We start from the raw sequence: 12,474 nt of genomic DNA, 5'->3' as shown, positions 1-12,474 counted from the left end.
GAGATGGCGTTGCGCGAAAGCCAAGTTCAGGTCAGGCTTGCGCTAAAAGTGACCATCAGGAGTTTTCAGTGGCCGGATCGCCGCGGAACGCGTCCAGACCGAGTATGGGTTCTAGCTGTACAGGCTGGCCGGTTTGGGCAGCCTGGTAGATAGCTTCCATGAGCTTGTGGTCTTGGACGCCCTCTTCCCCCGGAGTGTAGGGCCGTCTGTCCTCGAGAACACACGTTGCCATGTGGTCGATCTCTTCGGAGAACTGGTTGGGTGCCTGGATGACCAGTTCCGTTTCCCCGTCGTTTTCGCCCTGGCGCTGGCCGATCAGCATGGACTGGCCTTCATACTTGTAGGCATTGGGCATGCCCACAGTCGCCTCAGCGAAGTTGAGGCGCTGGTACTTGTCATCCCGCGCGCCATAGCTGGTGAAGCAATTTGCCATGAAGTTGGACGGAAAGCGCAGCGTAAACGAGACGGTTTCCTCAACCTCCGCGAAGCGCGGATCGTCGGGCGGACTGTAGATGCTGGCCGAAATCTCGACCGGCTCTTCGCCGGTCAGAAAACGCGCCGTGTTGAGGCAATATAGCCCGATATCGGGCAATGATCCTCCACCGGCCATTGCTCGCTTATGTCGCCATTGCTGGGTTCCGTTCTCGGCAACCGTCTGAACATTGACCGCACTCATGCCGACCAACCGCCCGAACGTGCCTTGCCGCACAAACTGCTGCAACCGCCGGTTATAGGCTTCGTATTGAATACGGTAAGCAATCATCAGCTTGACGCCAGCCTGCGCACAGGCATCAACCATGGCTTGTGCATCAGCCGAACTCACCGAAATCGGCTTTTCGCACAGCACATGCTTGCCTGCGCGCGCCGCCCGTTCCGTATATTCACGGTGCATGCTGTTGGGCAGCACGACATAGACCACCTGCACATCTGGATTGTCGGCGATCTGGTCGAAATTGTCATAGCTGTAGCAGCTTTGCTCGGGAATTCCGTATTGTTCGGCCACCGTTTTAAGCTTGTCCGGTGTCCCTGAAACCAGCGCCGTCACCTTGGCCTTCTTGCATTCGCCGAAAGCCGGCAAGAGTTCCTCAAGCGAAAGGCGCCCTATTCCGACCAGGGCAAAGCCCACCCGCTCCTCCGGCGGAAGCGGCGCTGGCGGTGGTGCCGACGGCGCGTCGGCAGGGGCGCGCCAGTTCTCGAAGATGACTTTGTTGCCCACCACCTTACCGGTATCCACCTCGGTGGGGGGAAGATACTCGCCGGACTGCGCCAGCGCCGAACCGCCAAGCACCATGCCCGCGGCACCCACGCTCCCTATGCGCAGCATGTCACGACGGTTGATGCGAAACTGTTCACTCATCTCCCGCTCCCGATTCTGATCGCCCGCTTTGGCCAGGGCTGACACAGATTGTTCCTCACCAGGTGAGAGGGCGGAGAACTCGGCCGTTCGGCTGAACGGGGGGCTTACACCAAGCGATACGTTACCTCACCTGTCTGAGGCGCTTAATGATCGAGCTGGGATGCAGTTCCAACGCGCGGAATGCTCGTGCACGGCTTATGGCAGCTCGTAGGGTAGTTGTTCACGGGCGTGTTCGGGATTGCTTGCAATGGGGTCGGAAAGCAGGTTGGACGCTCGGGGGGCGAGGAGCGCAAGAACTGGTATTACGCCGTGCTTCGGGAAGCAGACGTTCATCTGAGTAACTGCCCAGGTAGCGGCTTCTCTTTAGGCCAAGCCTGCCCTTGAGCCAGCCTATGACCTAGGTGCCAATATCCGCGATCTCAAAGCGCTTGTCCTGCCCCGTCGAACAGCAGCGCGTCACCTGCATCGAATGCCAGGACGATGCTTTCGCCTGAATGGAGGGCGCGATCGCCGTCGAGCACCGCCATCAGCATCGTCCCGCTCGGCAGCGTCACGCTGATATTGGTTTCGTTGCCCAGGCGCTCGACAAGTAAGACTCGGCCGACGACGCCGCCATTGTCGGATTGCCGCAGCGCGTGCGGTCGCACCCCGAGCGTCACCGTCTCGCCCGGTTTGAGCGTCGGCTTTGCCACCGCGACGGTCGTCGCCGCCAGATCGTTGCTCGAAACGCTGACGCTATTGCCATTCACCGCATCCACTGTCACCCGGAAGAAGTTCATCTTGGGCGAGCCGATAAAGCCGGCGACAAAGAGGTTGGCGGGCCGCTGATAAAGCTCGATCGGCGACCCCACCTGCTGCACGACGCCGCCATCGAGCACCACGATCTTGTCGGCCAGCGTCATGGCCTCGACCTGGTCATGCGTTACATAGATCATGGTCGTACCAAGATCGTTGTGCAGCTTGGCGATCTCCATGCGGGTCTCCACCCGCAGCGCCGCGTCGAGATTGGAGAGCGGCTCGTCGAAGAGGAACACTTCGGGCTGGCGCACGATGGCCCGGCCGATGGCCACGCGCTGCCGCTGCCCGCCCGAAAGCTGGCTGGGCTTGCGATCAAGAAGATGCTCCATCTGCAAGACGCGGGCAGCGTCGCGAATCTTCTTGTCGCGCACATCCTTGGGCGTCTTGGCGAGCTTCAGCCCAAAACCGACATTGTCGTAGACGGTCATGTGCGGATAAAGAGCATAGCTCTGGAACACCATGGCGATGCCGCGGTCGCGTGGCTCGACCTCGTTGACCACCCGGTCACCGATCACCAGCTCGCCGCCCGAAATATCCTCGAGCCCCGCGATCATACGCAGCAAGGTGGATTTGCCGCAGCCCGAGGGGCCGACAAACACCACGAACTCGCCATTGTCGATCGAGAGATCGACGCCCTTGATCACTTCTACTTCGCCATAGCTCTTGCGCAGCGACTTCAGTTGCAGTCCGGCCATGTCGATTACCCTTTGACGGCGCCTGCGGTCATACCCGCCACGATCTGCCGGTTGAAGAACAGGAAGACGATGAGCGGCGGGATGGTGATCAGCAGGATATTGGTGAAGAGGAGGTTGTAGGCGGTGCTGAACTGCGATTGAAAATTGAAGAGCGTCAGCTGCACCGTCGCATTGGCATTGCCCGGTAGATAGTAGAGCGGGTTGGTGAAGTCGTTGAAGATGCCCACCGACTGCACCACGATATTGGTCACCGTCACCGGCCACAGCATGGGCAGGATGACGCGGAAGAACACATCGAGCGGCCGGGCGCCATCGATCACCGCAGCTTCGTCCATGTCCCTTGGAATGGTGGCGATAAAGGCGCGATAGAGGATGATCGAGAACGGCAGGTTATAGGCCACCTCGATCAGGATCATGCCGTGGATCGTGCCGAAGAGCTTTAACCCCTGCAGCACCCAGATGGTGGGCACCACGGCCGGTGGCACCATGAGCCCGGCAAGGATCAGGAACTCGATCAGCGGGTTCCAGCGTGTCCTGCGCCGCGCCAGCACGAAGCCGACCATGGCGGCAAACACCACCAGCAGCGTCACGCTCGCAACGGTGATGATGCTCGAATTGATGAAGGCGGTGATCATCATCCAGTTTCGGGTCTGCCCCACCTCGACGACATTGTCCCAGAGGTGGAAGCCCGCCGGCCAGGAGAAATCGCGTAATGCAGATTGCTGGCGATCCTTGAATGCCATGAGGATGATGAAGAGGAACGGGATCACGAAGACCACAAAGGTCGCGATGATCGCGGCAATGCCGCCGAGGAGGGAAGCGCGGTGTTTCATTCGTGTCCCTGCTTGCGGTTGAGGAACATGGTCAGCGGCACGACCAGGATTGCGATCAGCACGAAGAGCACCACATTGCCGGCGGTCGAGAGCCCATAGAACCCGGCCTGATATTGCTTGTAGATCACCGAGGCCACGGTGTCGGAGGCAAAGCCCGGCCCGCCCTTGGTCATTGCCCAGATGAGGTCGAAGGTGCGAAGCCCGCCGATAAAGGACAGCGTAATGACGGTAGCGGTCGCCGGCCGCATCAACGGCAGCGTCACGTAAAGGAAGTTCTGCCACTTGGTCGCGCCATCGATGCGCGCCGCCTCGTAATAGTCCTTTGGGATGGCGACGACGCCAGCGATATAGATGACTGTCGCGAGTCCCACGCCTTTCCAGACGTCGACCAGCGCCACCGAAAAAAGCGCGAGGCGGGGGTCCACAAGCCAGCCTGGCCCGGCAATGCCGAACAGCGCCAGCGTCTCGTTGATGATGCCCTGCGTTGGGTGCATCAGCACGGTGAAGGTGATGCCGACGCCCACCGTCGAGACCAGCACCGGGAAAAAGATCACCGAGCGCAGATAGCCGCGCGCCACGATCTGGCTGGTCAACATGATGGCGAGCGCCATGCCGATCACGACCTTCAGCCCCGAAGTGATCACCGCATAAAGCACGGTGTTGACAAGGCCGCGGATCAAGAATGGCTCGCGGAAGAATTGCGCAAAATTGTCGAGCCCAATGAAGACGCTGTCGAACAGCGTCCAGCGCGTCAGGCTGAAATAGAGCGATGCAAAGGTGGGCGCGAGAAACAGCACCGCATAGATGATCGCGGCCGGCAAAAAGAACCAGCCTGGGTAAGTCGAGCCGCGGCGCTTTCGGGCTGGGGCCTTCCCTTCCACTGTCGTGGCAGCAATTGCCGTCATGCGTATGTTGCTCCCGGTGGCGTCGTTGTCGCCTCCCTCCCCCTTGTGGGGAGAGAATGAGGGTGGGGGTGTTTTTTGGTCTGCAACCGGCCAGCCCCCACCCAGCTTTGCTACGGCCTTCGGCCTAGCGCCGCTACCCTCCCCACAAAGGGGGAGGGAGGGCAAGAGCCGAGATGTTGAGCCCTAAGACTTACCAGCCGGCAAGGCCGAGCTGCTGGGCCTGCTTGCGGACGTCCTCGTCGTAGAGCGCGGCGCCATCGGCGGCAGGGCGGATGCCGGAGCCGACTTCAACCGTGATCTGCTCGAGCGCCGGACCCTTGACGGGGCTCAGGAACTCGAGTGCCGGAGCGTTCTGGCCACCTTCCTGGAAGTAGGGCAGCATGTCGGCAACGGCCGGCGGCACGTCTTCGGGCAGTTCGCAGCCTTCGATCATGTAGGGGCCGGTGGCACCCACGGCCTCGTTGCGGATATCGCAGCCTTCTGGCGAACCGATGAAGCCGACGAATGCCTTGGCAAGTGCGGGATTGGCAGTGCTCTTGGCGATATAGACCGAGTCCGGCATCCAGGTGGTGAGGCCGTTGCTGTCGGCGCTGTCACCCGGCTGGGCGAAGAAGCCGACATCCTGGAGGTTGTCGGGCAGCGTTTCGGCAATGGCGCCGACGCCGAAGGTCAGCATCGGGTAGTGCGCGCCTTCGCCTGTTGCCACCATGCGGAGGCCGTCGGGATAGGTCGCGGCGCCGAAATCGGCATTGAGATAACCGGCTTCATAGACTTCTTGCAGCTTCTCAAAGCCGCGCAGCGCAGCCGGCGAGGTTGCGAACTTGGCTTCGTTGGCGGTGAACTTTTCCGCAAAGTCCGGCTCGGCAGCGAGCACGTTGAAAAAGTCGGCGAGGACGAAAAGCTGGCTGGTCCAGGTTTCGCCATAGGTCTGGATCACAGCCGTCTTGCCGGCCGCCTTGATCTTCTCGTTGTTGGCCATGAACTCTTCCCAGGTGGTGGGAATCTCAAGACCAAGCTCTTCGTAGATCGGGATATTGTAGAAGATGCCGCCGCCCATCGCCGGAGCGAACGGGGTGCCATAGACTTCGCCACCAGCCGATACCACCGACTTGAAGCTGTCCTGGATGCCTTCCTGCCAGGGCTCGTTGGTCACGGGCAGGAGGTTCTGCACCGGGTTGATGGCCTGGAACAGCGAGCCGGAATTGTAGAAGAACACGTCGGCCATGGCGCCGGTCGCGAGGCGCGTCTTGACGATGTTGTCGCCTTCGCCGCCACCAGGGCGCACTTCGATGTCGATGGTGACGTCCGGGTTCTGCTCGGTGAAGGCCGCAACCCAGGCTTCGGCAACGGCGACCGATTGCGGGCCGTTGTCGATCAGAAACTGCAGATTGCCCGATTGCTGCGCCTGCACGGCGCCTGCCGTCAGCAACATGCCGAGGGCGCTGGCGCCCATCAGGGCTGAAATCCTGGTCTTGGTCATTGGTCGTCCTCCCTTGTGGTCCGCCTTCCGGACCCTTGTTGAAACTGAAGTTGTCATGGCCCTAGGGCGTCGTGGCATTGACCTGCGATTTCGTCCGCTCCTGCCGTTTGGCTGGAGCAAAGGTGAAAGAAACAGTGTGCTTGCCGGGGCTTAGGGCGGCGCCATTGGTGGTTGTTGCGCCATCGAGCTTGGCATCGCGGTAGGCATCGGCCAGTCGCAGCGTGCCACGCGTGCCTTCGGGCACTTCGATCTCATAGCGCACCTGGTCGCCGTCGACGGTCCAGCCGGCCCGGATGGTGCCCCTCGGGCTGTCGTGGTGCGCTTGAACCGGCGAAAGGCCGTCGAGCACGGTGGGCTCGAAGATGATGTGCTCGAAACCTGGCGCTTCCGCATCCGGCCGGAACCCGGCAACCCCTTCCAGAAGCCACTGGCACACCGCGCCATAGGCATAGTGATTGTAGGAGTTCATCTGCGGATTGTAGATCGTACCGTCAGACTGGATGGCGTCCCACCGCTCCCAGATGGTCGTTGCGCCCATCTTGACCTGGTAGAGCCAGCCCGGAACTTCTTCCTGAAGGAAGACGTCGGCGACGAGGCCCCATTCGCCAATCTTGACCAGTGCCGGCAGCAGCGCCGGCGTGCCGATAAAGCCGGTGCCGATGCGGCCGTCGGAGCGCGCGATGGCGTTGCGGAAGTAGCGCTTGGCGGCCTCCTGCTTGTCGGCGGGGATCAGGTCATGGAGAAAAGCCAGCGCATAGGAGGTCTGGTCATCGCCCCCTACGCGGCCTGCCGCGGTGATGAACTCACGCTGGAACGCGTCGCGCACTTGGGCGGACATCGCCTCGAAGCGGTCAGCGACATCCGCCTGGCCGGCAATGCGCGCAATCTTGGCCACATGGCTTGACGCGATAAAGAGGTAGATCGTGGCCGACGCCTCATCGCTGATGGTCGGCAGCGGCTTGGCGCTGGGGCCGCTCGGCTGCAGCCAATCGCCGAAGGAAAATCCGCGAGCGCCCCATTCGCGCGGCGGCTGCACGATCGGGCCATCGCTGATCGACCAGACGAAATCGACCCACTTGATCATGCTGGGCAGCGCTTCTTTCAAGAAATCCACGTCGCCGTAGTGAAGGTAGAGCTGCCACGGCACGACCCAGACCGCATCGCCCCAGCCGGTCGAACCGTAGAAGCCAGGATAGTGCTCGGGCTTGAGGCGCGTTGGATCGGGCACCACATGAGGCACCGCACCGTCTTCGCGCTGGTCGGCCATCACGTCCCGCATCCACTTGCGGAAGAAGTTCTTGGTTTCTGCCAGGTACATGGCCGTGCTGGCGAAAACCTGCGCGTCGCCGGTCCAGCCCAGCCGCTCGTCGCGCTGCGGGCAATCGGTGGGAACGTCGATGAAATTGCCGCGCTGCGACCAGACGGTGTTGAGGAACAGGCGGTCGACAAGCGTGTTGCCTGAAGTAAAGCCGGCCTTGAGCTCGGTCACCGAACTGATCGGCACCGACACGACATTGCGCACCTCGGCCGTGCCCTCGACCGTGATGCGAGCAAAGCGGAAGCCGTGAAAGGTGAAGTGCGGGCGATAATGCTCATCGCCCTGCCCCGACAGCGTGTACTCCGTCCGAGCCTCGGCGGTCCGATAATTGACGTTGTAGAAATCACCATGCTTGTCGAGCACTTCGGCGTGCTCGACGATCACGCGAGCTCCAGCGTCGCCGCGCACCGAATAGGCAACATAGCCACCCACATTCTGCCCGAAGTCATAGACCGTGCCACCTTCTGCATCGGTCCAGTGCTTCACTGGACGGAGCGCATCGAGTTGCTGCACGCCGGTATTTTCCGCCGCCACCAGAGTACCGAAGTCGAAGTCGACGACGGCGCTGCCACTGGTCGCCTCAGGCGCCACACGCGCATCGAAGATCTCGCCGAAATAGATGCCGGATTTGCGCACCGGCAGTTCCCCGCTCTCCCAGCTGCTATCGGTTGCAACGACGACAGCGTCGCCTTTGCGCAATTCGGCAAGGGCGGCGATCTGGTCGCCATAGGTGTTGACGATGGGGAACTTGCCCCACATCAGCTGCGACCGATACCAGCCGTCAGCCAGCCAGATTTCAATGGTGTTCTCACCCGCGACCAGCAGGTCGGCAACCGGATAGGTTTGGTAGCTCAGGCGCTTGTCATAGCTGGTCCAGCCGGGTGTCAGGACATCCGTGCCGACACGCTTGCCATTGATGAAAACGATATAGAGGCCAAGCGCCGTGATGCGCAGTTCTTCGGAACCGCCGATCGCATCCACGGAAAAACTCTTGCGCAGGAAGCTGGCAGGCGTGCTGACGCCCTCGTCCGCCAAGGGGCGAACCATCTTGGCTGTCCAGCCGGAGACCGATGCTGCTGAGCCATGCGCAAGTGCTGCGTCGTACACGCGTAAAACCTCCCAAATCCGCCGCTTGACGCGGCTGTATACTGTTCTACGTGTAGCGTTCTACATTCTGATGCGAATTGCAATAGCCTTTCGCGGCGGCTAAGCGAAGGAGCTCCGGAGAACGATTTAAATGGCCGAAATTAAAGCCCCGAAACGGCCAGGACGCGTGACCATCCGGGATGTGGCATCCGATGCCGGTGTATCGGTCGCCGCCGTGTCCAAAGTCTTGCGCGATGCTTATGGTGTCAGCGACTCGCTGCGTGAAAAAGTCCGCGTCTCGATGGACAAGCTGAGCTATCGACCGCTCGCCTCTGCCCGCGGGCTGCGCGGCCGCACCTATACGCTTGGCATCCTCTTTCCGGACATGCGCAACCCGTTCTTCGCCGACATTTTCGACGGCGTGACCTCCGCCCTTGCCCGTACCCAGTACCAAGCTATGCAAGGGGTGTCCGTTCATGCCAACGAGCTGGTCGATGCTATGATCGACCGGCAGATGGACGGTTTCATCCTCATCGGCCCCAATGAAGAGTCGCTGCGGCTCGTTGCCCTCGCCAAGCGAGTGCCACTGGTGCTGGTCGGCCACTACGAACCCGGTGCCGGCCTCCTCGACACCGTCAACAACGACGACCAGCTCGGCGCCAAGCTCGTGGTCCGGCACCTAGCGACAAACGGCTACCGTCGCATCGCCATGGTCAGCCTCAACCAGGAACCGTCCACCATCATCCGCCAGCGCGAATTGGGATACCGCATCGAGATGATGGAACAAGGCCTCGGCACCGCCATCCAGATCACGCGCTCTTCGCAAACCCTGCGCGACGTGCAGAGCGCCATTCGCAAGATCCTCGAAAGCCCCGATCGGCCGGATGCCCTCTTCTGCTGGACCGACCTCATCGCCATCGAGGCGATCAGCGTCGCCACCGACATGGGTCTCTCCATTCCCGGCGATATCGCCATCGTGGGTTATGACAACACGATGTACTGCGACTTCGCGCAGAATCGGCTGACCAGCGTCGACCAATCCGGTGAACTCCTGGGCCTTCAGGCCGCGCGCCTCCTGATCGAACGTATTGAAGGCCGCACCGAGGCAGAGCATTTCGTTGTCACCCCCCGCATCGTCGCCCGCGCCAGCTCCCGCCGCAGCTAAGCCGGCCGCACCCGAATGGCCAGATACGGCCGTACCGGCAGTTTCACCGCAAAGGCCGCAGCCGGCTCGGTCTTGAGCACCACCGCCCCATGCCGCACCGGATGGTTCGCCGGAGCCGGCACGATCTCGGCCGGCTCGATGGTCATGTTCCAGGTGTCGATCACCTCCACCCGATACTCCCCGTCATCCTTGGGCAGGCCATAAGGCCAGATCGCCGGCTGATGCTCGCCGAGGTAGAGAATGGTCGTGTCGCCATCCCGCGCGCCCGAGATGCGCCCGCTGAAGCGGACGCTGGCGTCGATCGGCTCGAACCCATTGACCGCGCTTTCCTCGAGCACATCGCGCAGGAAGCCGATCCGCTTCCAGGCCTCGCCGTGCAGTTCCCCGCCCTTTGCCCACCAGATCAGGTCCTCGGGATGGGCGAATGTTTCGCCATGCCCGGCATAGGCGCCGCGCAGCGCCATGGTCCAGAAGCGGTGCACCAGCTCCTGTGCCGAAATATTGCCCCAGGCCTCGACCAGGTCACCCTCATATTCGGGCTCGTCGTTGACCACCGGCTTGCCCCAGGTCTGCCGCCACTCGCCGGTTCGCTTGACGTCCCAATGCTGCATGCAGACATGGCTGACCCAGGGCTTGCGATGATCGTAGCTCGCGGCAGGCGCGCCATTGTGGATGGAGCGCAGATGCCCGACCGGGTCGTTTTCCTCGATGATGTGGAAATAGCGGTCCCACTGGTGCATCGGCTTGGTATCGAGCATGAAGTCGTATTCGTTAGCCAGTGACCACCACACATTGCTGAACGCCGCCAGCCGCGCCGTCAGGTAGGCGACATAGCGATAATCCTGCGCCTCGCTCATGCCGCTATAGTTCCACCGGTCGTAAGGGTGGAAGATGATGACATCGGCCTCGATGCCCATTTCACCCAGCGCCCTCACCTGCGTTTCGAAATGGCGGAAACTTTGTGGGTTCGGGCGATCGAAATCGAGCGCGCCATCAGCACCGCGCACAAAGACATCATGCAGCGGCTGATTGGTGTTGTAGGGATAGTCCTTGGGAAAAAGGCCCATGCGCACCTTGTTGAAGCGCGTCTTTGCCAGCGTGCGCAGCGTCTTTTCCTGCTCGCCGAGCGGCTGGTGGGTCCAGGCATAGCAGGTGGTGCCGAAAGGCAGGAATGGCGTGCCATCGGCATGGGCAAAGTGGAAGCGGTTCGCCACCCGCACCGGACCGTGCTTTCCGGGCCGCGGCGCCACCGCTTCGAAGCCACCCTCTTGCCGGTCAAGCGCAGGCGCATTGGAGCGCGTGGTAAAAGTCCAAGGACCCGGATTGTCCGGCATGAAGCGAACTTTATAGAGGCCGTCCCCATCGTAAAAGCCAGGCACCCGCACTTCCCGTGCATGCTGGGAGAACACGGCCTCCAACTGGACATCGAGAAACGGATTGCCCTCGCGCGGCCCCTCGAAGCTGGCTTCGAACATGTCCCACTGGGCGACGGTGGCGGTCATTGGCATCTTCTTTCGTTTCCAAACCCCCGATATCTTCCCGGCCTTGAGCCGGGATCCATCTTGAGATTTCAGGCTGGACCCCGGCCTTCGCCGGGGTGACATCGTGCAGGGGAGGGCGCGAGTGCCATTTGCCCCCCCGCTAAACAAAAGAGCCGGACCTTCCGGCCCGGCTCCGTCATTCTATTCGTTCAGCTTAATCAGCCAGCGCAAAGGTTTCGAGACTGCCTGCATTGGTCTCGTCGATCAGCACGCAGTCCATCGAGATCTTCTCGTCCATGCCGGTCGAGCCTTCCTTGAGGTACTTGTCGGCCAGTTCCACGGCCCACTGTGCCTGGCGGTAGGCCGGCTGCAGCACGGTGGCGTGGATCTTGCCCGAAGTGATGGCATCACGCACATCGTTGGAGCCGTCGAAGCCGACGACGATCACGTCGTTGCGACCGGCGGCTTCGAGGGCTGCGAGCGCACCCATGGCCATCGTGTCATTGCCGGCGATCACGCCCTTGATGTCGGGATTAGCCTGGAGGATCGATTCCATCTTGGTGAAGGCTTCGGTCTGGCTCCAGTTGGCCGACTGCTGCGCCACCATCACGAGGTCCGGATATTGGTCGATCACGTCATGGTAGCCGGATGAACGGATACCGGCATTGGTGTCGGATTCCTTGCCTGTCAGCTCGACATAGTTGCCGGCCTCGCCCATGGCTTCGACGAAGGCTTCGGCACCCAGCGTCGCGCCCTGGTAGTTGTTGGAGACGATCTGCGCCACGGCAACGCCGGTGGCGTTGATTTCGCGGTCGATGAGGAAGCTCGGAATGCCCGCATCCTTGGCCTTCTGCACTGCAGCGACCGAAGCGTCGGCGCCGGCATTGTCGAGGATGATGGCCTTGGCGCCAGCCGCGATGGCGGTGTCGATCAGTTCGTTCTGCTTGTTGGCGTCGTCATCGTGCGAATAGACCTGGGTGGTGTAGCCCAGTTCTTCCGCCTTGGCCTGCGCACCGTCGGCTTCTGCCTTGAAGAATGGATTGTCGTGGCTCGGGGTGATGATCACCACCAGTTCGCCATCCTGAGCATGCGCCGGAATGGCGAGCGCCACGCCAGCCATTGCGCCCAGCGCAAGGGCAGCAAAAGTCTTCATCAACTTCATTTTCGTCCTCCATGACCAAACGGGTCGTTCGCAGTGCAAAGCCTTTTCGGCTGCTTCGTATTTTTTGCGTTTGCTGATGTATGCAAACAAATCGCAAAGTGTCAACGAGAGTTGAAGACGATTGACGCAGCAAAACGCTTCAGCCGGAAAAAACCCGCCAGAGGGCAAGCGCAACGCTAACAGTCTGCTAGCAA

General features: G+C 61.4%; 9 protein-coding genes. 1 reads left to right on the top strand and 8 read right to left on the bottom strand.

Annotation, left to right across the window (positions count from 1 at the left end):
* Positions 1 to 55 precede the first annotated feature (55 nt).
* From JI748_RS00195 to JI748_RS00170, 6 genes are all read right to left on the bottom strand, one after another.
* Positions 56 to 1,357, bottom strand: coding sequence for a Gfo/Idh/MocA family protein (locus tag JI748_RS00195; protein ID WP_201633689.1), 1,302 nt, complete (start codon positions 1,355 to 1,357; stop codon positions 56 to 58).
* 419 nt (positions 1,358 to 1,776) lie between these two features.
* A complete protein-coding gene (locus JI748_RS00190; protein ID WP_201633687.1) occupies positions 1,777 to 2,850 on the bottom strand; it encodes an ABC transporter ATP-binding protein in 1,074 nt (357 codons plus the stop codon).
* A gap of 5 nt (positions 2,851 to 2,855) precedes the next feature.
* Positions 2,856 to 3,683 (bottom strand): carbohydrate ABC transporter permease, encoded by an 828-nt coding sequence (locus tag JI748_RS00185; protein ID WP_201633685.1) that lies wholly within the window; start codon positions 3,681 to 3,683, stop codon positions 2,856 to 2,858.
* Positions 3,680 to 4,588 carry a carbohydrate ABC transporter permease gene (locus JI748_RS00180; protein ID WP_201633683.1) on the bottom strand — a complete coding sequence of 303 codons (909 nt, stop codon included), beginning with the start codon at positions 4,586 to 4,588 and terminating at the stop codon, positions 3,680 to 3,682. The genes JI748_RS00185 and JI748_RS00180 overlap by 4 nt, the downstream gene beginning before the upstream one ends.
* Before the next feature lie 190 nt (positions 4,589 to 4,778).
* The gene (locus tag JI748_RS00175; protein ID WP_201633681.1) at positions 4,779 to 6,068 is read right to left on the bottom strand and encodes an ABC transporter substrate-binding protein; all 1,290 of its coding nucleotides are present in this window, start codon (positions 6,066 to 6,068) and stop codon (positions 4,779 to 4,781) included.
* 61 nt (positions 6,069 to 6,129) lie between these two features.
* Entirely contained in the window at positions 6,130 to 8,433 is a 2,304-nt protein-coding gene (locus JI748_RS00170) for an alpha-L-rhamnosidase (RefSeq protein ID WP_201636914.1), read from the bottom strand.
* A 190-nt stretch (positions 8,434 to 8,623) separates the two neighbouring features.
* On the opposite strand from JI748_RS00170, the gene JI748_RS00165 reads away from it, so the two are divergent.
* On the top strand, positions 8,624 to 9,637 hold the full coding sequence (locus tag JI748_RS00165) for a LacI family DNA-binding transcriptional regulator (protein ID WP_201633679.1): 1,014 nt from the start codon (positions 8,624 to 8,626) through the stop codon (positions 9,635 to 9,637).
* Here the strand turns inward: JI748_RS00165 and JI748_RS00160 are convergent.
* Together JI748_RS00160 and JI748_RS00155 are read right to left on the bottom strand one after the other, a co-directional pair.
* Positions 9,634 to 11,145, bottom strand: a complete 1,512-nt coding sequence (locus tag JI748_RS00160; RefSeq protein ID WP_201633677.1) for a DUF5060 domain-containing protein — start codon at positions 11,143 to 11,145, stop codon at positions 9,634 to 9,636. The genes JI748_RS00165 and JI748_RS00160 overlap by 4 nt on opposite strands.
* 187 nt (positions 11,146 to 11,332) lie before the next feature.
* The gene (locus JI748_RS00155) at positions 11,333 to 12,271 is read right to left on the bottom strand and encodes a D-ribose ABC transporter substrate-binding protein (RefSeq protein WP_407644958.1); all 939 of its coding nucleotides are present in this window, start codon (positions 12,269 to 12,271) and stop codon (positions 11,333 to 11,335) included.
* Positions 12,272 to 12,474 lie beyond the last annotated feature (203 nt).

The sequence above is a fragment of the Devosia rhizoryzae genome (assembly GCF_016698665.1).
Lineage (GTDB): Bacteria > Pseudomonadota > Alphaproteobacteria > Rhizobiales > Devosiaceae > Devosia > Devosia rhizoryzae.
Note: the sequence above shows the minus strand (reverse complement) of the source record. Positions and strands in the feature narration are given on the sequence as shown.